Genomic DNA, 24,164 nt, shown 5'->3' with positions numbered 1-24,164 from the left:
AAAATATCCCGGGGTGAGGCTGCAAGCCGAGGGGCAGAGCCCCTTCGCCAAGCGAGGCGCGCTCCAAGATACAGCCCCCGCAGGGGCGCGGAAGGCGGGGCGGTCACGGCTCGCGGAAGGCCTCACGCGATTTGTATAGCGGTTTCAGAAGATATTGCAGGATGGTCTTTTCGCCAGTGTGCAACTCCACCTGCCCTATCATCCCGGGCCGCATTTCGATCTGTTTTTGCCGCTCACTCAGTTCGGACAGATCCAAACGCACACTCACCCGGTAGTGGGGTTGCGCATTTGGGTCACGTTCATCTTGAAACGTATCCGCGGAAATAAAGTCGACACGTCCCTTCAGGCTCCCGTAAATCGTGTAATCATAAGCGGATAGCTTGACTGTCGCTTCCTGCCCCCGTTTTACATTGGCAATGTTCTCCGGCTTGATCTGCGCCTCGACAAAAACATCTTCGTCCAATGGGATAATCTGGAAAATCTCTTCCCCCGGTCGCACGACCCCGCCAATGGTGGTCACGCCCAGATTGTTCACGATCCCGCGCATCGGGCTGGTCAGGACTGTCCGGTTCAACTGGTCTTGCGACAGTTTGAGGTTCTGCCGCAGCGTCGCCAATTCCTTGAGCGTGTCGGAATATTCCTGTGCGCGGTCCAGTTCCGTCTGCGTCACCACCTGATTGTAGCGGTTTTCCGCATCGGACTGGGCCTTGCGCACCTTGGTCACCTCAATCAGCGCAACGATGTTCTCGCGATAGAGGTCCTCCATCACTTTCAATTCACGATCCGCCTCAGCCAGAACCTTCTTGGCACCTTCCCGGCGACTGACATAATCGCTTTGTCGTGCGGCAAGCAAAGCCCGTTCGGATGCCACGATCTCTGGCGTGCGCGATGCAAGCTCCTCCGGCACCACCACATCAAATTGCCCGGCCAACTCGGCCTCAAGGCGCAGACGACGGATGTCGAGCGCCGCAATCTGATCCAGGATATCATCCACCGAGGTTTGGAACTCGGTTCCATAAAGCCGCGCGAGCACATCCCCCGGCTCAACCACATCCCCTTCCTTGACCAAAAGTTCGGCAAGGATCCCGCCTTCAAGGTTCTGAATGATTTGCGGGCGGGACGATGAAATCACCGTGCCCTGGCCGCGCACGATCTCATCCACCCAGGCCAGGGAGGCCCAGAGGATAAACGCCAGCACCGCAAAAGCAGACAGCCAGATCACCATCGACGGACCTTTCAGATCCTGTTCAAACTGTGCATCCAGTGACGCCATCACTCCGCCCCCTGCCCGGCCGATTTCAGATGAGCCAGCACCTGATCTCGCGGTCCGTCCACGGTCAGGCGGCCATTTTGGAAGATCAAGGTGCGCTCAGTCAGTGCCATGATCGGCATTCTATGCGTCGCGATAAGGGCGGTGCGCCCGTCAAGCCAGGTTTCCAAACGGCTGATCAGGGTGCGCTCCAGCATCTGGTCAAGCGCCGCTGTTGGTTCATCCAGCAACACGATTTGCGGGTCTTGTAACCAGACCCGCGCCCAGCCGATCGACTGGCGCTGTCCGATCGAAAGCCCCTCTCCCATATCCCGAATTTCCAGATCCAACCCCTTGGCATGACCGCGCACAAATGGCCCCAGCCCCGCGAAATCAAGGGCCTGCAATAACCGATCATCTTCACGTTCCAGCATGGAGAGATTGAGGTTGTCCCGGAGTGTGCCTGCAAACAGGCGCACATCCTGCCCCAGATATCCGATGGAGCGGCGCAGATCGCGCGGCGCGATCTGGGACATATCTACACCATCCACCATCACCCGACCGGTGGTCGGGGTGTAAAGCCCGGCCAGCACCTTGAGAAAGGTGGATTTTCCAGATCCGTTCGCTCCCAGAACCGCAATTTTCTGCCCCGGTTCAACCGCCAGTCCGGGCACATCGATACCCGCTGTGTCCTCATCATAGGCAAAGCGCATTTCTCGGATTTCGTATCCACCACGCAGGGTCTCCCGTCGCAGATAGGTCCGCCCTTCAGCTTCATCCTGCTCTGACCCGGCAATCATATCCAACCCATCAAGCGCGGATTTCACATTGGACCAGCGCGCCAAGGTGCCCGAAAGCTGCGTCAGGGGGGCAAGGGTCCGGCCGGACAGAATACCCACGGCAATAATCGACCCCACAGTGAATTCCCCCGCGAACACCATGTAGGTGCCCAGAATGACCGCGGAGACATAGGTGGCCTGCTGCACCCCCTGCGACCAGAAAGTCAGCCAGGCGGTCAGTTTCCGCTGTTCGCTGTTTTTCACCGCAGACAGCATATTGAGCTCGGTCCACAGCCGCCGCACCCGATCTTCACCGCGCTGGGTCTTGAGCGTGTCGAGTTCGTAAATCGCTTCATGCAACAGGCGCGACGCCTTGGTCGACGCCCCCTGCGTCTCCTGCGAGATGGCAATCATCCGCTTTTGCAAAAAGAACCCGGGCAGCACCATCAAGATCCCACCTGCGATCAGCACCCAGACCACATTGCCAGCAATGGACGCCACCAGAACAAGGAACAAAACGATGAATGGCAGATCGGTGAGTGTCCCCACCGACGACGCAGTGAAAAACTCGCGCACGGATCCGAATTCCCGCATCGTAGCAAACAACGAAGATGGCGAGGTCGGACGCCGGTCCGACCGCATTCCAAGAATGCGATCCATCAACAGGCGCTGGACATTCAGCTCAATCCTGCGCCCGGCCCCATCCATCAGGCGCGCCCGCGCTGCCTTGATCGCAGCCTCCAGCAGGATTGCAACAAAAGCGCCCGCCGCCAGCACCCAGAGCGTGGCGGTGGATTGGTGCGGGATCACACGGTCATAGACCTGCAGTGAAAACAGCGCGACCGCGACGGCCAGCATATTGGCCACAAAGGACCCCAGCGCCACATCGGCAAAATGGCGTCTGAATTTGGGCAATTCCCCCCAGAACCAATGGTCCTGCAACCGGCGCGGGGCATGGCGAGCGGCGAGGTCGGAAAGCGGTATTTCTGCCCGCAAAATCGTGCCAGTGAACACGGCGGAAAATTCCATGCGGTCCACCTCAATTGAAGCGCCATTTGCACCCGCCTCATATACACGCAGCTGGTCGCCTTCCTGCGAGAGCACCATGACAGCCTGGCCATTGGTCATCAGGGCAAGCGCAGGCCATCTATCCGGCTCAAGTGCTTGACCCGGTTCAATTTCAGCCTCCAACCCAAGGCTTGACAAGGCCTCCCGCAGCAAAGGGAAACTTGCATCTTTGCACCCTTTGGCAAGGGCAGACTGCATCACTTCAATCAGATCGTGCTGAACGGCCTTGCGCCCCAGAAGGCTCGCATAGACAGAGGCAAGATCCGCGCGGGCCTTGAGCCGGTCATCACGTGCGGGAACCGGGTGTGTAGGCTGTGCGGGCGGCGGGGTTGCCACAGGCTTGATCTGTGGTCCATTTCCCCCGTCAACAGGCTGACCGGAATTGGTCGGCACGCTCTGGAACGCCAATGGTTTTTTGCCTTTCGACAGCGCCACCCTGGGCCGGGGGCCTGTGGCCGGCACCTTTGACACGGGGGGGGCGGCATCCGCCTGTCCCGGCGTTGGGGTCGCCACGTGTTTCACCTTGCGCTTTGGGCGCGGTCCCGGCTGGGCAATTTTCTCAACCGGTCGACCGGAGGTTTTCCGCTTGGCGCCAGAGATGGTGGGAGACAGGGTCGGCGTTTTGCCGTTTTCGCCGCCATCACGCTGCTGGCTCATATCGCGTCCCCGTCAACCAAAGTCCCGAATTCGCGGGCAATTTCCACTTCGGTACGGGCAATATCATACCTCACCGAGACCTGTTCCTGCTCCAGCCGATTGAGATTTTCAACCACGCCGACAACATCCATCACGGTGCGCTGCCCCGCATCAAACTGGCGTTGGAACAATTGGGTATTGGCCCGCGCCTGCCCAACAAGATCCTTGGCCTGAGCAGCCCGGGCCTGCTGGGACACAAGTTTCTGGCCAAGGGCGGCCTGACGGCGGCGGCTGTCTTCCTGCGCCTGCAGGATCCGGCGTTCGGCCCCTTCCCGCGCGGCTTTCACGGCTGCCAGATTGTCCAGCGTGCCAAATCCGAACCCCTGATCTGAGGTCATCACCAGCCCGGCACTGCTTTCTTCGGCGACCACGGCCTGTGCCCCCAGTCCGGGCAGCAGACCTGCACGGTCAATCTTGGCCTGCGCCACGTCCCGATCCAGTTCGGCTGTGGCCAGCAGGACGGTCAGCGGTTGCAACCCGTTTTGAGGGGCAGGCAGATGATCAATACCACGCAGGCCTGAGATGTCCTCGGCGGACATCGCCTTGAGTTCCGCCATGGCGGTTTTGGCATTCAGGGTTTCGCTGTCGTAAAGCGACTGAAGCTCACTCAGCTTGGCCCGGATCACACTTTGGTCCGAAATATCCGACACCCCGCCTTTCACGCGGGCCGTCATGATCCGGTCAAACTCACGCATTGCCCCAAGGGCCCGACCCGCGGCAGCCGCTTTTTCCTGCGCGGCCTGTGCCGAGAGATAAAGCCCCAGCGCGGTTGAGACCCTGTCATTGGTGTCGATGGAAAGGCTTACCGCAGCCGCTTCGACGTCGGCCCGGGCAAACTCCCGTTCCGCTTTCTTGCGTCCATTGTCGAAAATCACCTGATCCACGACGATGCTGGCCACAAGGTCACCAAGGCTGGACAGGGAAACGCGCGGCCCCAGTGTGGGCAGCCAGTTCTTGTCCGCAGCACGTGCGCGCAGTTTTGCGGCCCGCAGCTCGGCTTCGGCGGGACGCGCAGAGGCGGCCAGCGCGGAGCGCGCCACCTGATCATATGAGGTCCCGACCTTCAGAAGGCTTTGACGAAACTGAAGTTTGGAAATGATTTCGGAGGGGGCTTTTCCGGGAAGAGGCGCAAAGCTGCGTGGCGCCGAACGTGTCACCTCATCCGAACCGGTTGGGCCGGACAGGAAACCGCCCTCTCCGAAGCGCCCTCCGATATCCCCCATACATCCGCTCAGGCTGGCCACCAAAGTGACCAACAAGGGAATGCGTGTTATGTCCCGCACGAAGACCAAAGCTCTGCCTCGTCTTTTGTTTGTTATATCGAGGCCGCGATCATTTGGCGCCGCGGCCTTCGTTCACTTGTATCAAATCACTGTATTTACGTGGATATCTTCCTGAATATACAGCGTGCCACCGGCATCCCCGAGGGTGTAGACATTGTAGTCTGCCCCGTCGATCTGCACCTGCGTCCCCGTGTCCTGCGCCCCATTGGCAATGACCGTATCCTGCACGCCGCCGTGGATGGTGAGCGCGTTGGAATTGTTGGACAGCGCCAGCAGCTGGTCCTCAGAAATTGTCACCGTATTGGCCTCAAGGCTTTCCAGAAGGTCAAGCGCCTCAATATTATACGCCGACAGGCCCGATGCAGACAGATCCACCTGCGCCCCGCCATTGTCGGTGACAATCAGCGTCGAGGTGCTGTTCTGTGCGGCATCGGTTTCGGTCAGGACCAGGCGGGACCCATCCGGCAGGCCGGCGCTCGGGTAGAAGTTGTTCAGCTCAAACCCCGGGGTCGCACCAACCGTCCCATCAGCATTGAGCATTTCGAGCGTGACATCGGCATCAAAATTATAGATGCCGCTGATCGACCCATCGGCATCATTCTGATAGACATTTGCGTCCGGGGCCTCCGGGGCCACGGTGTCAAAGTCAAAGCTGTCCGAGGTATAGCCGACATTGCCTGCCAGATCCTGGGCCCGCACGGTAATGGTTGCACTGCCTTCACCCGAGGGCAGCTGGCTGTCATCAAAGTCCACCTCCCACTCCCCGGTAACAGGATCAACACTGGCCTGCACCCAGGTCGCGGCGGGATCGGTGTTGCTGGTTGCATCCAGCGACACCCAGACAGATGACCCCTTTTCGGTGGTCCCGGTGAAGGTCATCCCGCCAGACAAATCCTCGGCATTGACGGTGTCAGCCCCGCCCAGCGCCACCGCTTCGCCGCCCGTGCCCTGGCCGAGATACGCGTTGGTGACATCCATATCGGTCACTTCAGTGTCGATCCGGATGCCATGGGCCGGCAGGGTGTGACTGTTGCCATACATATCGGTTGCGCTGACCTGCACGGTCTGGTCACTGGTGCCCGAAGGCAGGTCAGTGGCGCTGAAGCTGACGCTCCAGCTGCCATCACCAGCAGGATCCGTTGTGACGGTTTTGGTCACGCCCGCCACCACAACCGTGACCGTCGATCCGGCCTCAACCTGACCAGAGATCACAGCGCCCGATGCCATTTCCGACGCGTTGATCACATCATCGCCAGCCACCGGCGTGACCAGGGCCAGATCTCCGACAAACGTGTCCACCAGAATGGTCTGATCCATCGACGTCGTGTTGCCATGAATATCGGTCGAGGTGATGGTCATTGTGGTTTCGTAACGACCGGAAGGGATCTGCGTTGCGCTGAAATCCACACTCCAGTTGCCGTCACTATCCGCGACAACGGTTCGGGTGACCTCACCCAGCTTTACAGAAATTGTCGCCCCGGCTTCCGCGACACCGGTCAGGGTCAGGCCGCCATCCGGCCCGCTCAGCTCCTGATGGGTCAGGACATTTGCATCCGCAGCGGATGTGCTCAGATTGTCCGCCAGTTTTGCATTTTCGGTCAGCGTCAAGCTGGTTGCGGTATCAATCGACAGGGTGTCGGTGATCGTGGTTGTGTTGCCAAAACTGTCGCTTGAGCTGATCACCACGGCGGTTTCATACTCTCCGGCCGGTATTTCAGCAGGCGAGAACGTAACACTCCAGCTGCCATCCTCACTCACAGTGGTGGAGTGGATGACCCCCTGAATTTCCACGACAATTGCGGCTCCCGGCTCTCCGGTTCCCGAAATTTCAACACCATCAGAATGGTCCTCACCATTGACAACCACATTGGTTGAAACGGTGCCATGGGTCACATCAACCAGAGGCGGCGTGGTATCAATCGTCACTTCCGGACCGGTCGGCGTATGGACGGTTCCGTCTTCCTCCGTCACTGTCACTGTCACCGTATAGGCGCCATCATCCGGGAAATCGTCGCCATCAAACACGGCAGTCCAGGTGCCGTCCTCACCTACGGTTGTCGTGACGGTCCGGTCACCAATTGTCACCTCTACCGTTGCACCCGGCTCTCCGGTTCCGGTGATCGTGACAGTCTCTCCGTCATCGCCGCCCACAGAGACGGGCACCTCCGGATCATCGACAGTCGCCTGGGTGGCCTGATCGCCATCACCATCACCGTCGCCACCGCCGCCAAGCACCGCCCCACCAACAGCCAGGGCCCCGGCTGCGGGAATGAGACCAGCGGCAGCAGCACCACCACCGGCGCCCAGAAGGCCAAGGCCAATTGCCTGCGTAACCTCTTCGCCTTCAGCCGCCACCACGGCCTCTGCCACAACCGGGCTTTCCGGGAAGATCAACGCATCAAGATGACTCCACTTGCCCCAGGCGGTCACCTCGGTAAAAGTCACCTGTCCGCTGGCGTCCAGTGATGCTTCAATCAGCACACCGTCTTCATTCAGATACAGGCGATTTTCCTGCACACCGTTCTCGGCAAAAAAGCCTTCCAGAACGATTTTTCGCCCATCTGCAAGATAAAGTTCCAGGTTTTCGCCCGCGCGAAGATATTCACGCACATCCGAGCGACGAATATTCAGGGACACAGCCCCATCGTCACCCAAAACAAGTTTGTCGGAAATACCGGATTCAATAAGTGCGCCATGCTGGACAAAACCAGTATGGTCACGGACGATAAAGTTGATCGCCTGCATGCTACCGCCTACCTCAATATGTTGGCCTTGGTTTTTCTTGGCCATTTTGTTGCTCTGTCGAGTGAATTACCGCAATTTTGCCATAATTCCTAGTCTCGATGACGGGGAAAAACACAAAATATGGCCCATCGACACTAATGTTGCAAAAAAGCACTAACCTTACATCCTCACTCTGGCGCACCCCTGGCGGCCCACTTGCCGTCCAATCCCCTGAAAATATTTTTGAAGAAACCTCCACTTTTTGTGTTTTCGCTCTTGCACCCCCGGACGAGACTCAGTAAATCCCCCTCACCGCGCTCTGGTAGCTCAGCTGGATAGAGTACTTGACTACGAATCAAGGGGTCGGGGGTTCGAATCCTCCCCAGAGCGCCATTAAAACTATTGTCAGACGACACATAGTTCTTCCTTCAGCGACGTTCATGGTTCGTTACGGCACCACCAATCATCCAGTGGTTGCGAAAGCCTGCCGTTCGAGATGCCGTTCACCGATCATCGCAATGCGGGACAGAACCGCCTTTTTGCTGACGCAGCTATTCCGGGATCAACCCCGGCGCTGTCGCAACAACCAAATAAAGAACAAACCACCAATCAACCCGGTCACAATCCCAATTGGTATGTCGTCAGGAGCCATGATTGTGCGTGCCAGGATGTCAGACCAAAGGAGATAGATTGCTCCAAACAACGCGGATGCGGGCAGAACCCGGGCGTAATCACCTCCCACCAGCAAGCGGACGATATGCGGGACCATCAGACCGACAAAGCCGATGATGCCAGAAAAAGCGACCATCACGCCAGTGATCAATGCGCCTGTCATGAAAATCATCAACCGGAAACGGGTGACGGGAATACCTAGGGTTGATGCGGTTTCATCGCCGATGGTCATGGCATTCAGATTGCGGGCGTTCAACCAAAGATAGCTGCCGCACAGCACCAAGACCACCAACGGATATATCAGCTGGCTCCATTGTGCCAGACCCAACCCACCGAGCATCCAGAAGACCACTGTATGTGTAGCACGAGGATCGCCTAGAAAGATCAGGATATTGGCAAGGGACATGACGATGAAGGACACGGCCACACCAGCCAAGATCAGGCGATCAGCGCTAGTGGCCGAGGCAAACTGCGACACGCCCAACACCAACAGCGTCGCCCCTAGCGCACCGAGGAAGGCAAATAAGGGCACCGTCAGAAGGCCAAGAAACATGCCAGTGTGTAAAAATGCCAATATGGCGCCAAACGCACCGCCTGCCGAAATACCCAGCAAGTGGGGATCGGCCAGTGGGTTACGCGTGACCGCTTGAAGGCTACCTCCGACTATGGCCAGTCCTGCCCCCACGAAACACGCCAAAAGCGCACGGGGAAAGCGAATGTCCCAGACGATGGCCTCGCGCCCGGTGGACCAAGTTCGCGTGATGGTGTCCGGGGCAAATTTGTTAACCAAAATGCCCCAGACAGTTGGCAGGGGCACCGATATGGCGCCCACGCTGATCGCAATCGATATAGAGAAGAGCAGCAGGACGACCCCGCCCCCAATCACAAAACGGAAACTGGTGCTGCGACTGTCTGCTGCCCTTGCAAACATGTTATTCATCCCGAAAAGCCGCAGCGAGTGTTTTCACCGCCTGAATGTTGCGCGGGCCTGGTGTGGCTTCGACGTATTCCAGCGTTACGAAACGGTCGTTCTTCACAGCATCCAGATCCGCGAAGGCCGGGTTGGATATCATAAAGTTGCGTTTCTCTTCGGCTGTCACCTCTCCGTAGTTCACAATCACGATGACTTCGGGGTTGCGTTCGACCACAGCTTCCCAGCCCACGGTGGCCCAGCTTTTCTCAAGGTCGTTCATGATGTTGGTGCCACCGGCGGCCTCGATCAATGCGTTTGGCATGGCATAGCGGCCTGCCGTGAACGGGACATCCTCTCCGCTGTCATAGACGAAGACGCGCGGGGCTTTGGCAAGCGGCGACAGAGAGGCGGTGAAGTTAGCAAGATCAGTGCGATAGCCTTCAACCAGTGCATTGGCCTTATTTTCAACACCAAAGATTTTGCCCAGATTCAGCAGATCATTATACATGTCATCCATGCTGGCGGCGTCTTTTTCACCGATATGGATGCAGCTTTCGGTCAGCTCATAGACTGTGATGCCAAATTGGTCGAGCGTCTTGGGCGTCACGTCCCCCCCGACTTTCATGCCATAGTTCCAACCGGCAAAGAAAAAGTCCGCATCCGCGCCGATCAACACCTCTTTGCTCGGGTATTTCGCAGACAGCTCGGGCAGTTCTTCGACGCCTGCTGTCATCGTCTCGTCCAGCGTTTTCCAGCCAGAGATACCAGTGTAGCCCACCATGCGGTCGGCCAGACCCAAGACCAACATCATCTCGGTCAGGTTTACATCGTGCGCGATTGCCGCCTTAGGCGGCTCTTCAAAGGTCACTTCACGGTTGCAGCTTTGCACGGTGGTTTGCGCAAAGGCCGTTGTCGTCATCACAGCCAGCAACACGCCGGATACGAGTGGGGTTTGGAAAAGTTTCATAGGGGGCTTCCTTTAGCTCGGCAGATGAAATGAAAGGTGTTGAGTATTGCTGAGGCTCAGCGTTTCGCGATGCGCTGTGACGCGGAAGGTTTGGGACACCTGAAGCTCACTCAGCACGTCCTCGGGTGGGCCGAAACCCTTGCAGTGGCCATCTTCAAGCAAAAGAACGGCGTCGCAGACATCGGCGGCCATGTTCAGGTCATGCAAGGACACGACAATGGTCAGACCAAGCGTGCGGCTCAGCGACAGAATCTCAAGTTGATGGCGGATGTCGAGGTGATTGGTCGGCTCGTCCATCACCAGCACTTGTGGTTGCTGTGCCAACGCGCGCGCCACCATCACACGCTGCCGTTCACCGCCAGATAATGTGCCGAGGTCACGATGCATCAGGTGCTGAAGGTCCATTCGAACGATGGCCGCATCGACAATCTCGGCATCTTGCGCACCGGGGGTCGAGAACCCCAAACGGTGCGGTGTGCGGCCCAGGGTAACGATATCGCGCACGGTTAACCCGAAAGCACCGGGTTGCTCTTGCAAAACGGCCGCAACCTTTCGGGCCGCTGCCTTCGGCGGAAGGGACCAAATATCCTCTCCGTCCACCAAAATGCGCCCTGATGTTGGTTGCTGGTAGTGGTAGATCATGCGCAACAGCGTGGACTTGCCCGCGCCGTTCGGGCCGACCACCCCCAGCACCTGTCCGGACTGAAGCTCAAAGCTGACGGGGTGGAGAAGACGCGGCAGAGACCGATGAGGCGCCCAGCTGATATTGTCAGCAACCAGACTTGCGGCGCTCATGACAGGCGTGCCGCGCTGTCTTCGACGGCAAGCATCATGGCCGGAACCCGTGCCAATGTATGTGTGCGCAGCTTACCGGGCCGATCGACGGATGAGCACCAACCATCCCCCAGGACGGCATATTGCTGAGCGAAAGAAACGAGATCATCAATGTCCTGATCGGGGTCAATGCCGCCGAACAGATAAGTTGCTTTGCGTGTGCTGTGATACGCAATCGTGCAGGGCTGCGCACAGCCCGCCATGCAGGCAACGCCCGAGATCTCGAACTCTTCACTGATCGTGTCACCCGCCGCATCAATCGCCGCGCGAAGCCGTTCGATCAGTTCATAGCCGGGGCGACAGGTCTTGCCCTTGTGTTTGCATGATGTGCAGATGGTAATTCTGTGATTTGGTATGCCCATGTCGCCCTCCGCGATAGAGCGGGGCAAACACAGGTCGATTTTCACACGGTTTTATCCGTAAAGCCATCATGGCCTCCTGTCCGGACACCCCGCCCGGGTTGAAGTTACGTCTTTGATGGCAGGTCTCCTGACTTGCGGGTTATTGCTTGCCCGAACCTTCCCAAACGCTGTGCGTTCAGTGGTGTTCATCGGGGTCGCTCGCCGCTCACAGTTGCGGGGGCAGTCACGGATTTGGCGCCGATTGGCTCTTCCTCACCGTATTCCCTTTTCATTCCGAAAGCGCGTTTGTCTTCCGAAAACCATCCGGGATTGTTTCGGACAATAAATTTCCCGAGTCAATGGGCTTGCAGCAAGCTTCAAATCGACAGCTGGATTTGGTCGGTATGGTGCAAAAGCGGTCGTCGAATAAACCACAACCAACGGCAGAAAAGTCCTGCTACATGATCTTAGGCCGCCATATCTATGCTGAGGGGTGACGAATGGCTGGTTCTTACGCCGTATTGCAGCATCAAAATTTTCGCCAGTGCAGCGCACGCAGCACAAATTTAACACTTCCGCTGTGGGCTCTTTTGACACCTTCGCCGCAGCATTGACGAAGGACCGCTTTTCGTATTGGGTCAGGAATGCTTGACGTTTGGGTCGGAATTGAGTGACGTGAATTCCTTGTTTCCTGAAGTTTTGGCAGCCGAATGCGTCAAAGGCTCGTGACGTCCCACAGACCAAGGCCTTAGCGTTCAATCGCTGAGGCCTCGTTTGGTTTTAGAGACACGGTAGGTACCCAAGTCATTGCAATAAGCAGTGAGTTTCTGTGTTCTGGCATGAAACGCTCATCCCTCAAACATCACTGACCACCCTTTAGATTCGCGAACCGGACATGCGGTTTGGTATCCCCGAGATGCATGAGACAGAAAATGAGGGATACTCTCCATGCCAGAGATTTATCGGCACAACTGAAGTTGCCACGTCACCCAAACAAAGTGTTGGATTATTCGCCAGCTAGTGCCTGCTACTTAAACCAAAGCTGAAATCCAATCCCAGTTTGCGGATATCCACAGCTCAGAAACGTATCTCGAACACGGCACCGCCCTCGTTCGGGATCACGCACAGCGTCGCGCCATAGATGTCCAGAAGGGCGGTGACGATGGCCAGCCCCATCCCAGTGCCCCCTTGGTCACGGCGGGTGGTGAAAAAGGGATCGGCCAACTGCGCGGCATCATTTTCCGAGATCCCCTCGCCATCATCCCGAATGCTCAGCACGCCATTTTGGTGCTGAAGCGTCAGTTTGCGCGCACCGTGGGCAAGCGCATTCTGCGCCATGTGCAGCAGGATGATTTCGCCATGCGCAACGGAAAGAGGGATTTCGCGGGTGCTGTTTTGGTCGATCTGAATCGTCAACCCGTCGATATCCGGCAGCATCGCCGCCAATTCCCCCGGGCCCTTCTGTGTCTCTTGCCGCAGCTGAGACATCTCGCGCAGCCGCGTCAGCAAGATGTTCATCCGCCCACTTTCGCTGCTGATATTTCCCAGAAGCTTGGCGCGGTTTTCTGGGCTGAGGGCGTCGCTTTGCAGCAGTTCTGCTGCGCCCAAGATCGACGTGACTGGCGACTTCAATTCATGGGTGACGTGATCAGTATAGGTCGCAATCTCATTCGATCTTTGATCCAGGGTATCCGCCATCGACAACATGCTTTCACCCAGATCTGCCAACTCACGCACGCCATAGTGGCGCAAGGGTTCCGAGCGGGGCTTGTCCCCCGCTGCAATCGCGCGCGCCTCGTTGCGCAACCCGCGAATTGGACGGGACATGAGGCGCAGCAACAGTGCCCCGAGCAGTAGCGCACCGGACAGCGTAAAGACGCCCATGATCATCAGGGGGTCACGCTCGCGGAACACAAATTTGCGCAAGCTAAGGGGGGTGCGTGACAGCATCACAACGCCGATCACGCGGTCGTCGGACAGCACCGGATAAGCGATGAACACCCGATACCCCGTGTCGCGGCTGATCGAGTTCAGAGGGTGGCGACCATAATCGTCGTCACGGGTGCGCAGGGTGACACCGACCCCTCCTGTCAGGGCGGTCTGAACCTCAGGCAGCCCTGCGAAATCATGCAGCCCGTCTTCGCCCAGCCCGACGCCTTCGTGATCCAGAAAAATCGCCCCTGCCAAAGTCGTCCGTCCTGCAGCTTCGGCAAGCGCACGAAGGCGGGACAAGGTTTCCACATGGCGTAGATCTGAGTGGGCATTGACCGGGTTCCCCGCGGGCAGAGGGGGGAGGACCTGTTGTTTTCGAACATCTATTCTGGATGGAATCGGGTGCAGTGGTTCGCGCCAGAACACCATCTGTTCGTCACCCACAATCGGGCCAACAGGATCGCCCTCCAAGCTGTCGAACACGGTCCGGTAAACCTCGGCATAGATGGCGCCTTGCTTTAATAGCGCCTGCTCGGTTTCGCGGACAAATTGGTTGGATGTCAGCTGCACGGTCAGCATCGCCGCAAGCGGGATCGACACAAGAGCCACGCAGATAAAGCCGACAACCAAAGCCATCGAGGGGCGCCATTTTTGACGGATCCGGGTCACAGGCTGCATGGGCCAAGCTTGATGCCGACGCCATGGACGGTCACAATGATGTCGTCGCAGCCCACCGTTGCTGCCTTGGCCCGGACGTTGCGGACATGGCTGTCAATTGTGCGGCCCGACATGGTGGAGTTCACGCCATAGATGGCCTGGATCAACTGGTTGCGGTCATGCACGTGATCGGGCCGTGCCAGCAGGCTGGCGAGAAGTTGAAACTCGGTTGCGGTCAAGTCCAGCGTGTGATCGGCAATCCGGCAGACATGCCCGGCATTGTCTAAAGACAGCTGACCGCGGTTTTGCGGGCGCGACGCCGCGTGGACCCGAGACAGGATCGCCTTGATCCGCAACACCAACTCACGTGGGCTGAAAGGTTTGGGGACGAAATCATCCGCCCCCAATTGAAAGCCCAGCACGCGGTCAATCTCATCATCGCGGGCGGTCAGGAACAGCACCGGCACATCAGATCGCGCCCGGATCGCCTTGCAGCAATCGAACCCGTCCATGTTGGGCATTCCGATATCCAGAACGACCAGATCGACCTTTTCGCGCGCGACATGTGTCAGGGCAATCTCGCCGTTCGAGGCTTCGGTCGTGCGCATCCCTTCGGCCTCCAGCGCGATACGGATGATGTCGCGGATTTTGGGATCATCGTCTACAATCAGAACATGCGTAACCATAGGTGACATGTTGCAAGAGGCAGGGGTGATGTCCAGCCTTACATGTTGGCCTTTCATCAGATTACACCTGCTTCATTCGACGCGGCCGCAGCCCCAGCAATGTCATGACCGCGACAAGGATCATACCAAGCATGGCTTCGGGTTCGGGCGCCGAAGAGCCGGAAAAGCCCTGCGGATAAGCCTCTTCGCTGACACCAGACACCATAGGCAGGGGGACCCCGGCAGTGTTTGCTTCGCGGTCAGTATCGTTCACAACCTTCTGCGACACAGCCACGAATGAGGTGTTCTTTGTCTGCAGCGAGAACTCCAGCCCCAGTCGCGTAATCTCGGCATCCGCTGCCCCGGCGCGGTCACGTACGGCGATGCGACGCTCCATCGTTGCGATCTGATTGCGCGCCCAGATCAGCGGCAGAGCTGCCTCACCCTTCTGATCGGACAGGACCAGCTTCACCGGCATTTGGGCTTTGCGTCCTTGCACCAGACCGTTCAGCATCACCTGCCCCTGATCCGCCCCCTTATAGCGCGCATAGATGCGCAGGCTGTTGCCCGCAAACAGATCCGGGATGCGCGCAGGCGTAATGTCAGAAACCTCAAGCTCGCCCCAGTCAATCTCGATGTCGGTCAGAAGCGGGGTCTTTAGATTGGCAGCCATGACCTCGGCCACTTCCATCGCGTCTTCGTCCAGCCCGACATAACGTGCGTAACCGCGCCCTTCCTCGGCCATGGCATCCAGCAGATATCGATTGACCGAGCTGCCAATCCCGAACGCATAGATCCGCGCCTGCCCGATTTGTTCGCGAATGGTGCGCAGGACCTGGGCCTCACCCCCGATATAGCCATCAGACAGGAAGACCACGATGCGCATGGTATTTGCGGGGCTGGAGGTGGCAAAGGCCGCGTGGATGGCATCGTCGATCTCGGTCCCGCCACCGGAGGTCAGTTTCGAGACAAACTTTCGTCCCGCTTTGATGTTGCTGCTTGTTGCCGGGGTCGCGCCCTGTGCAAAATGGCGGGCTGTGTCAGAAAACGGGATGATGCGGAAATAGTCATCCGGACGAAGCCCCTTCAGCGCCGCATCCATGAACCGTTTGCTGGCGGCCATCGGCTGGCCCGACATCGACCCCGAGGTGTCCAGAACAAAGATCAGTTCGCGCGGGGTGGCGGTGGCTTCGTCAGGAATTGCAGGCGGCTCGATCATCACGGACAGAAACCCGCCCCGCTCATCGTGATGGGTCAGGCTGGCAGCCTGTAACGCCTCACCGCCCAGCATATAGCGCAGGATTAGATCTTTGTTGTCCATCACCTTGCCCTGAGTGAAGCGTGCGCCCAGCCCATCATCGGTATCAGTGATGTCCAGCGGATGGGTCGGGCTGGCAAACTGCGAAACCTCAACGCCCGCGACCATCGTCACATCCAAGGACACGCGATCCGACAGAAAGCTGTCGGGCAGGTCAAGACCCGCCACCTGCGGGTAGGCAGGCAGGGGACTGATCGTCCATGTGGCGTTTTGCAAGGCGGCGGCGTCATCCTGCGCCACGGCGGGTTGGTCTGCCGCCGGGTTTTCGTAGCGCGGGCCGACAATCATCGGAATGACCAGCTCATATTGCCCGTCAATTTTGGGCACCATCTGCACATATTTCAGCGTCACCTCAACCGGCAGTCCGGGCATAAGGTTGGCGATCTTCTGGGTGAACATGTTGGGCCGGTGCTGGGTCAAAAGCGCGGCTGCTTTGCCGTCTGAGGCCGCTTGCTTGTATTCGGCTTCGGCCACCTGTTTTTCGCGAATGACGGCCCGCACAATCTCATCACCCACATGCATGGTCATCCCAAACACGGCGGCGTTCTGGTTCAGTGGGAAAAGGTATTCCGCCTCAAGCGGGATCTGCGACGGGTTCGAGAAGGTCTGGCGCAGCTCAACCGTGGCCATATCCCCCTCGATATTGACCGCATAGGAGCTGTCCAACATGGGCAGTTCGATCATCTCACCACCCACTTGGGCCACAACCCGACCGGCGACGTCCTCATGATCTGTCTGGGAAAAGGCGCTGAGGGGAATGGCAAGGGCATAGGCAACAAGCACGATCAGAAGCGTCACGCGATTGATGCGGGGAAAGCGACGGCCTGGATTGCGCGGGGCGTGCCGCTGCGCGTTGCAGGAAGTGAGATAGGTCATGGAAAACTCCTTCTGTCGGTCAAATATCAAAGGTCCAGGGCGGCCAGTGCGGCGGCCTCAAAGGCAATGCGCTGGGGTTCGGGCATGGATTTGGGGGTGATGCGCTGGACGGATTGCCAAACATGCGAGGAGCCGTTCAGCCAGCTCCAGACGGCTTCTCCGACACCGGCGGTCTGGGCGCCGTCTTTTGACACAAAGCTGACGGCAACGGTCCAGACCTGCCCATCAGGCGAGGTCGCCTCGTATACCGAGGTCGGCAGCGGGTCAAAACGGGTGCCCAGAAAACGAACGTCATATCCCATCCCCAACAGGCAGGTCGCGGGCGAATGCAGATGGCGCAAGGGCGACGCCGTGCGCACGATATTCAGCCCCATCGGCCCGAACTGAGCCTTCTGTGCGGTGCCGCCATAGCTGGCAAAATAATGCTGTTCGGTCGGGGTAAGCGGGACGGGCTGTGCCGGATTGCCCAGCAGTTGATCGGGCACGAAGATCGCCGTCACGCTGTCCGATCGGTCCAGCGGCGTGCGTGGGGCGTTCACCACCGCCACAGCCATGACAAGCGCCAGAAGGGTCGCGGGCACGTGCAGGATGCCGGGCAGTTTGAACATGCAGTACGGGGTTTGGCGCACGGGCACAGACGGCGGGCGATAGAAAATCACCACAGGCAAAACCACCAGTGCAAGAGATACCAGGCCAATGGCGGAATGCAGGCCGGGCTCCATCGTGTTGATACCCTGGCCCAGCCCAGCAGCAAGAAGCGTGATCCGCACGCCATTGCCGACCACCGTCGCCAGCCCGATTACAACGCCTGCCAGCATCGCGTGCAGAAGACCGGGGCGAAACAGCACGTTGATGAAAGACCACAGGCTGACCATCAACAGCAGGCCCGATGCGCCCGAACAGGGCAGATCAACCAGCACGTCGATCCCGTTCAGTTGCAGCCGCACGCCCTCGCAGGTCAGGTCGGCAAAGAAAGGCGTGAGTGCCGCACAGGCGACCTCGGCCGACATCATCTGAAGGGGAAAACCCACGACGCGTTGCAGGATCGGGGCCAGGGGCAGGCAGAACAGGAAGAACACCGACAACCAGAACGGGGACAGGGAGATCCTGCGCTGATCTAGCCGCAGGAAAGTCGCTAGCGCGAAGACATCAATGGCCAGCGCAAGCGCGCTGAGGATGTTGATCGCCAACATCTGCCCCGCCAGCCGGATCGCCGCAGCAACAAGGAATAGAACAAAAACGCGTCCTCGTGCGTCTGGCCCGCTTGGGGACGAGCTGCAAAGGGACAGGATTGCAAGCCCGACAATCACGGCGCCGTACCAGCCTCCGTTTGACTGGTACGAGGGATCGCGCCAACTGGTTAACAGCCACCGAACGGGGTCGATGGCCAACAAGGCCGAGGCCATCGCAAGGCCAATCCACAGCAAGGTATCGCGTTTTTGTTCCATACTGCGGTTTTGCACAGACAGATGTGCAGATCAGCGATGCAAGATGTGCAGAATATGTGCAGGGGCTGGATTAGAGCGCCAACCAAGGTCTTTGCGTGAAGTCGCTGAAGCCTTGGTTAGTTTTAAGCCCTTTTAGGCTCATTAAAGCAAGCCGATAGGTTCACACTTGAGGCGTTCCTCCCAAAAGCCCGTGTCAGCCCCTTACATTTCAAGTGCTGGATAGGCTGGTTAGCTATCCCCAATACGCCTTAGAACCTCATTTGCGCGGACGTGCGGGGTCACGGGATCTGCCCGCTCACACGCTTTTCAAACCGTAAAGCACAACAACAGGCTCCTTCCCGAATTGGAAAGCACGCGGATCCAGCGATGAACGCTGAGACGAGGCTGGGGGCTCCTGTTCATCTGTGGCCCTTTATGCCTCGTTCAACTATCAGTGCCACCTTAGCGCAATATGCTGTCCGCCATCAGACGGATGAAGGTGGTCTGATTGATATAACCCGTGACAGGAAGCTGGCGCGCATCCTGATACCTGCGGATGGCGCGACGGGTGGCATCGTCAAATTTCCCGTCAATCTTACCCGGCTTCAGGCCCAGACTTTTCAACCGGGATTCGATCAGTTGTCGGGCGCTTTTGTTCAGGCCCAACCCCCGCTCAGCAGCTTGCGCCTGTTCGATCCGGGCCTTGTCTGCATCCGAAACCGACAGGTCCGCTATCCGCGCTTTCGCCTGATCAGCAAACGCGCCCTTTGGATACTGGGACAGATAGGTCCTGTAAGCCTGCAGGTCATTTCGGGAACGGGCACGGTCCCATGCCTCCCGGTCCTGAGCAACCGCCTGAGCACGCTCTCGGTCCTCGATCACCTTCAGTCTTTCCTGCGCCAGATCGGCATAAATTCCATCCGGGAACCGTTCAAGATAGGCCCTGAGCCCTGCCGCATCCCCAGCCGCTCCCGTTTCCTGCCAGAATGCACGGTCACGCTTGTCCTGTTCAATCTGCCGCAACCGCGCTTCTTCTTCCAGCTCAGCCGCCCTCAACCGGGCCTGTTGCGCCAGCCGCGATATGTGCTGCGCGTTCAGATAGCCAGACTCCGTAAGACCATTGGCCTTCTGCCAGGCCGTGATTGCGGCGCGAGAGCCGCGCCCGAAAATGCCGTCAATGCCACGGGTATCATGGCCCAGCAGAGACAGGTTGCGCTGGATTTCACGGCGCGCATCACGGCTGAGGTTCAAGTTCTCTTCCGCGGTTTTTTCCCGGTAAAATGGGGTTTCCCGCAAAGAGGCAAGGCGCTGGCGGGCATCCGCTGCGTGGGCCCCGGATGGGTGGCGGTCAAGGTAATCCTGATAGGCTTGTTCAGAGTTTGCAGACAAGGCCCGCGCCCAATCATCATCATCCTTGCCATCATTTCGCGCGGGTGGCTGTGCCTGCACCTGTTCAGGCTGATCAAACAAGGAAAGGGTTTGCGGGGCGAAACCTTCCACTGTCAGATCCGCCCGTCGCGCGGCCCGGATCAGGTCTGCATCGGGTGCTGCAACCACTCCGCCAACAAAACGCGACACATCACTCAGCTCTCCGCGGATCACGGTGACCCCCTGCGGAATGGTGAACTCCCCGGCTCCCGCGGAAACGGGGCCACTGTTCTGTGCAGACACGTCCCCTTCCGCCAGCGCAAGAACGGCGCGTCCGGGATATTGCGCCAATATCGCAAGGGCCGCATCCAGCGGGAAAGCCTGCATCAGCACTTGGGCCGGGTCCAGCGGGTCCTCGGCATCGACAGGCAACAGATAGGCCCCGCCTGCCCCCGCAGCAAACCGCCCGGCCAGAATGATCGCAACCTGACTGGTGTCCTCATCAATGCCATCGACAAATTCAGTAAAGGCCCGCCGCATCTGTGCGGCATTCGCATCCTGCACGCTGGTGACAGATATCCCCTGCGCGGCCAGCGTATCCGCATTTTGTTGCATATCCGCAGGTCGCCCCAGAAAACTCAGGAAACCGTAATCTGCATTGCCGACAAAAAAGGCGCGCCCATCGCTCCAACCGGGCGTTGCCAGCGTCATCATGGTTGCCAATGCGGTGGTCAATGTCATTGTAAATCGTGTCATAAAACGGCTTCTCCTTCTGACAACCGACCCCGGCCGGCACGCATTCCCTTCAGCCGCGCCGGCCATCACAACAGGCCTGCACGGTCCAATGAGATAAGGTTGGGCCGCAGTGGGGTATCACGTCAAGGTTGGGGGGCGGCAATCGCTCCCCTGTCAGGACCGCTAAGCCACAATCCGCTGAAAGGCGGGATGGATCCCCATCATCTGCCGCCCAAAGCGTTTCGATTTTTCCCTAAGCATTGCAGACGCAACCGGGCAGGAGCAGCGCTCAGACCATCCGCAAAAGCCCTGCCAGAGCCTTTTGCGAGCAGTTCTGCCCACGGGGCAGCGACCTGGCACCCGTGGGGGGGGGCGCCGGTCAATCCTCGGCTTCGTTCATGTCTTCGATCAGGCGCGTTTCCAAAAGCTGACCATGCTTGTAAAGCAATGGGTAGGCAACCGCCGCGATATGGCTGTTGAACTCCCTGAGGGCGCGCAGGGTTTCAAGGTGGATATCCGATGTTTCGAAACTCGCCACCTCCCCCATCTGCAACCGCTTCAAATGCTTCTTGCGGCTTTTCCGTTCCGCGCGCTTCACCTCAGTTTTTTCCAAACTCAGGAGCCGCGCGCTTTCCAGGTCATCCGAGACAAGGACATTGCTGGCAAGGTTCAGATTGGACAGGATGCTTTCATGCATCCGGGTCAGTTCCGCCCAGCCGTCCAACGAGAAGGTCGTATGGGTTTTGGCCATTTCCTGCGCCAGCACACAAAGGCGCTTGGCCACAACATCCCCGGCTGTTTCCAGTCGAATGGCGTATTCCATCAGGTCGCGGACCGCCTTTACATTCTCCCGCCCCAGCTCCCGGTTCGGAAGCGCGGCCACGTAATCCCGGATCCCGGTCAGGCAGTCATTCACCTCGTGATCCAGTGCCTGCACCGCCTTGATCTTTTCCCCATCATTCTCACGATACAGCTGCAAGGAGGGGCGGAACATGACCTCGACCATTTCCGACATGCGCAGCAGCTCTTTCTTTAGGCTGGCAATCACCTGGGCGGGCGTTCCGATATTGTCGATATCAAGGGCCGACCCCGGGCGCAGGTTGATCCCCGCCCCCTCATTCTGACCGGGTTCGGGCATGAACCGCTCAGCACTGGCGGCCAGTGCCTTCCCAAAGGGCATGGCCATCAGGACCAGCAGGGCGTTGAAGGCAATATGTGCCATCACCAGCATCTGGCCGGTTTCCGGCAAGACCATCACACCAGAGCGCAGGAACAGGTTCACCGCAAACAGCGCGACAACCGCCCAGACCCCACGCAAAAGCAGATTGGTATAGGGCACTCTTTGCGCCGCAACCCCCATCCCTCGCGTCAGCCAGACCGGGATCACCGCCGAACCCAGGTTCGCGCCAAGCACAAGGGACAGACCCGCCGCAAAGGGAATGGCATCAATCTGCACCAGGGTCACACACATCAGAATGGCGGCAACCGAGGAATGCATCACAAAGGCCAGCGCCGCCCCCACCAAAAACGCGGTCAGGTAATCACGCGCAAGATATTCCGCAATTGCCGGCAGGAACGCACTGTCCCGGATCGGATCCATCGCCTCGCGCAGGAACCGCAACGAAATGAGGATAAATGCCACCCCCATCAGGATCCGGCCGGCCTGACGCCACCGGCGTTCTTCGACCTTGACGAACAGCCAGCCGCCAATGGCCAACAGCACCGGCACCAGCCAATCCAAGCGGAAAGACAGGATCTGGATCACCAGGGCAGAGCCAAGATCTCCGCCCAGCACAATGGCAAGCGCGGCAGGAAATTGCAGGTATCCTCCCGCCACGAACCCGGATGCGAGCAACGCCACGGCGGCCGAGCTTTGCAGCACGGTCGCCAGCATGACCCCAAGGGCCGAATTGGACAAAGGGCTACGTTCCTGGGTCATCATGCGCTGGAAAGACGCGCCGAAACTGCGTTCAATTCCAGTCCGCACCATCCGCACGGCAAACAGCAGGAGCATTGTGGCGCCCGCAAGGCTCAACAGGAAACTCAGGATCGCCATCAGCCATTCACCACTTGCAGCAATTGTTCATGAAGTTCAGGCGTGGCAGCAGACAGCACCCGCCCGTCGGACTGCAGCCCAAGAGGGGCACCGGACCAGTCGGTCATCACCCCGCCTGCTGCTTCGATCACCACAGACAGGGCCAGAAAATCATAGGGTTGCAGATCATAATCCACCACCGCATCCACATGCCCCATCGCCAGCAGCGCATGGGGGTAGCAATCATACGCCATCCGGCGTGTCTGCCCGGTGCGGGTCAGCCGATCAAACAGGGTCGGATGATCCCGAAAGATCTTCTCGCCCTCGTTGATATAGAGGATACCCTGCGCCAGATCGGTCTGGTTGGAGGTTTGAACGGGGCGACCATTCAGCCTGGCCCCCTGCCCGCGCTGCCCGATCAGCACCTCCTCCAGCACCGGCATGCCAATCACGCCGATCTCAGGGATGCCATCAATCAGATGGGCCAGCAAAAACCCATAAAGCGGGTGCCCGGACAGAAACGAACGTGTGCCATCAATTGGGTCGATCACCCAAAGATGGGCGCTGTCTGTCTGGCTCATCCCCTCTTCTTCGCCAAAAATCCCATGGTCCGGGAATATCGCTGCCAGATAGGCGCGCAGCTCGGCCTCTACCGCCTTGTCCGCCTGCGTGACCGGGCTTTCGTCCGCCTTGAATTCGATCCCCAACGCCCCCCGGAAGTAAGAGAGGGACGAGCGCGCGGCGATCTGCGCCATTGCCTCGGCATGTTTGGCAAGATGTGACAGTTCCGTCATGCTTTCATTCCTCCTTTGCCCGCAGGCGCCAATGCGACCTCAACGCCCCAGCCATCCAGCGCCCGGGTCAACCCCTTGTCTGGCGCTTTGTCGACAATGAGAAGGTCCACCCGGTGCGCATCCAGCCCACAATGCGGTGCCTTCACCCCGTATTTCTGGTGATCCAACCCAATCACCACACGGTCCGCGCGGTCAGCCACCACCTCGGACAGGGCTGCTTCAACCGGATTGACAAAAAGAAACCCGCGTTTTTCCGACAGGCCATCCACACTCAGGACCGCAAGGTCAAACGCAAACCGTTGCGCCTGACGTTCCGTGACAGAGCCGAAAGTGCCGCGTTCATCGCTTTTCATTTCCCCCCCGAGGAAGTGCACCCGGTTTCCGGATGTCCCCAGCATTGCCTGCGCGATCGCAATCGAATTGGTCACAACGGTCAAACCCGTGTGTTTACGCAGGCGCTCTGCAACAAATGCGGTTGTGGATCCGACATCCAGAAACACGGTCATATTGTCGGCCACCTGCCGGGCGACCAGCTTGGCAATCTGCCGCTTTTCCTCCGGATTTCGCGCCATGCGCTGAAAGAAACTCGGATCCCCGGCACCGCCAACCAGATAGGCACCACCGTGGACCCTTGCAACCGATCCGGTCTTGGACAGCGCCTTGATCCCCCGGCGCACGGTCTCTTCCGACACATCGAGATGTTTCGCCAACTCGGACGACCGGGCAGCCCCGCCAAGCCGCCGCAAGGCAGTCAGCAGCTCAAGCTCTCTGTGAGATAGGTTGGAGGCGTCAGTCATTTGCGTCTTTCGGTCAATTTCGGTCATTTAACCC

General features: G+C 58.8%; 16 protein-coding genes, 1 tRNA gene and 1 riboswitch. Of the genes, 1 reads left to right on the top strand and 16 read right to left on the bottom strand.

Features of this window, described 5'->3' with window-relative positions; all coding sequences use genetic code 11:
• Positions 1 to 103 precede the first annotated feature (103 nt).
• The 4 genes from K3J57_RS00445 to K3J57_RS00430 all read right to left on the bottom strand — a co-directional run bounded on the left by K3J57_RS00445 (position 104) and on the right by K3J57_RS00430 (position 7,865).
• Positions 104 to 1,273 carry a beta-barrel domain-containing protein gene (locus K3J57_RS00445; RefSeq protein ID WP_259796664.1) on the bottom strand — a complete coding sequence of 390 codons (1,170 nt, stop codon included), beginning with the start codon at positions 1,271 to 1,273 and terminating at the stop codon, positions 104 to 106.
• Entirely contained in the window at positions 1,273 to 3,753 is a 2,481-nt protein-coding gene (locus K3J57_RS00440) for an ATP-binding cassette domain-containing protein (RefSeq protein WP_259796662.1), read from the bottom strand. Before K3J57_RS00440 ends, K3J57_RS00445 begins: the two co-directional genes overlap by 1 nt.
• Positions 3,750 to 5,015: a TolC family protein gene (locus K3J57_RS00435; protein WP_259793231.1), complete on the bottom strand. Its 1,266-nt coding sequence runs from the start codon at positions 5,013 to 5,015 to the stop codon at positions 3,750 to 3,752. The genes K3J57_RS00440 and K3J57_RS00435 overlap by 4 nt, the downstream gene beginning before the upstream one ends.
• A 141-nt stretch (positions 5,016 to 5,156) precedes the next feature.
• Positions 5,157 to 7,865: an Ig-like domain-containing protein gene (locus K3J57_RS00430; protein WP_259796661.1), complete on the bottom strand. Its 2,709-nt coding sequence runs from the start codon at positions 7,863 to 7,865 to the stop codon at positions 5,157 to 5,159.
• A gap of 250 nt (positions 7,866 to 8,115) precedes the next feature.
• Here K3J57_RS00430 and K3J57_RS00425 point away from each other — a divergent pair.
• A tRNA-Arg gene (locus tag K3J57_RS00425) sits at positions 8,116 to 8,192 on the top strand.
• 169 nt (positions 8,193 to 8,361) lie between these two features.
• Here K3J57_RS00425 and K3J57_RS00420 read toward each other — a convergent pair.
• From K3J57_RS00420 to K3J57_RS00365, 12 genes are all read right to left on the bottom strand, one after another.
• On the bottom strand, positions 8,362 to 9,402 hold the full coding sequence (locus K3J57_RS00420; RefSeq protein ID WP_259793214.1) for a FecCD family ABC transporter permease: 1,041 nt from the start codon (positions 9,400 to 9,402) through the stop codon (positions 8,362 to 8,364).
• Position 9,403: 1 nt separating this feature from the next.
• Entirely contained in the window at positions 9,404 to 10,351 is a 948-nt protein-coding gene (locus tag K3J57_RS00415; RefSeq protein WP_375542815.1) for an ABC transporter substrate-binding protein, read from the bottom strand.
• 12 nt (positions 10,352 to 10,363) lie between these two features.
• A complete protein-coding gene (locus K3J57_RS00410; protein WP_259796660.1) occupies positions 10,364 to 11,146 on the bottom strand; it encodes an ABC transporter ATP-binding protein in 783 nt (260 codons plus the stop codon).
• Positions 11,143 to 11,547, bottom strand: coding sequence for a DUF1636 family protein (locus K3J57_RS00405; RefSeq protein ID WP_259793212.1), 405 nt, complete (start codon positions 11,545 to 11,547; stop codon positions 11,143 to 11,145). Before K3J57_RS00405 ends, K3J57_RS00410 begins: the two co-directional genes overlap by 4 nt.
• Positions 11,548 to 11,647: 100 nt before the next feature.
• Positions 11,648 to 11,866, bottom strand: a riboswitch (cobalamin riboswitch).
• 737 nt (positions 11,867 to 12,603) lie between these two features.
• Positions 12,604 to 14,136 carry an ATP-binding protein gene (locus K3J57_RS00400; RefSeq protein WP_259796659.1) on the bottom strand — a complete coding sequence of 511 codons (1,533 nt, stop codon included), beginning with the start codon at positions 14,134 to 14,136 and terminating at the stop codon, positions 12,604 to 12,606.
• Positions 14,124 to 14,810, bottom strand: a complete 687-nt coding sequence (locus tag K3J57_RS00395; protein ID WP_311196491.1) for a response regulator — start codon at positions 14,808 to 14,810, stop codon at positions 14,124 to 14,126. The genes K3J57_RS00400 and K3J57_RS00395 overlap by 13 nt, the downstream gene beginning before the upstream one ends.
• Before the next feature lie 52 nt (positions 14,811 to 14,862).
• The gene (locus K3J57_RS00390) at positions 14,863 to 16,974 is read right to left on the bottom strand and encodes a VIT and vWA domain-containing protein (protein WP_259796658.1); all 2,112 of its coding nucleotides are present in this window, start codon (positions 16,972 to 16,974) and stop codon (positions 14,863 to 14,865) included.
• A 26-nt stretch (positions 16,975 to 17,000) separates the two neighbouring features.
• Entirely contained in the window at positions 17,001 to 18,422 is a 1,422-nt protein-coding gene (gene xrtT, locus K3J57_RS00385; RefSeq protein ID WP_259793189.1) for an exosortase T, read from the bottom strand.
• Positions 18,423 to 18,863: 441 nt separating this feature from the next.
• The gene (locus tag K3J57_RS00380) at positions 18,864 to 20,525 is read right to left on the bottom strand and encodes a peptidoglycan-binding domain-containing protein (RefSeq protein ID WP_259796657.1); all 1,662 of its coding nucleotides are present in this window, start codon (positions 20,523 to 20,525) and stop codon (positions 18,864 to 18,866) included.
• Positions 20,526 to 20,883: 358 nt separating this feature from the next.
• Positions 20,884 to 22,560, bottom strand: coding sequence for a Na/Pi cotransporter family protein (locus tag K3J57_RS00375; protein WP_259796656.1), 1,677 nt, complete (start codon positions 22,558 to 22,560; stop codon positions 20,884 to 20,886).
• Positions 22,560 to 23,333, bottom strand: a complete 774-nt coding sequence (locus tag K3J57_RS00370) for an inositol monophosphatase family protein (protein WP_259796654.1) — start codon at positions 23,331 to 23,333, stop codon at positions 22,560 to 22,562. The genes K3J57_RS00375 and K3J57_RS00370 overlap by 1 nt, the downstream gene beginning before the upstream one ends.
• On the bottom strand, positions 23,330 to 24,157 hold the full coding sequence (locus K3J57_RS00365; protein WP_259796652.1) for a DeoR/GlpR family DNA-binding transcription regulator: 828 nt from the start codon (positions 24,155 to 24,157) through the stop codon (positions 23,330 to 23,332). Before K3J57_RS00365 ends, K3J57_RS00370 begins: the two co-directional genes overlap by 4 nt.
• Positions 24,158 to 24,164 lie beyond the last annotated feature (7 nt).

It is taken from the genome of Aliiroseovarius crassostreae (assembly GCF_025137635.1).
GTDB lineage: Bacteria > Pseudomonadota > Alphaproteobacteria > Rhodobacterales > Rhodobacteraceae > Aliiroseovarius > Aliiroseovarius crassostreae.
Note: the sequence above shows the minus strand (reverse complement) of the source record. Positions and strands in the feature narration are given on the sequence as shown.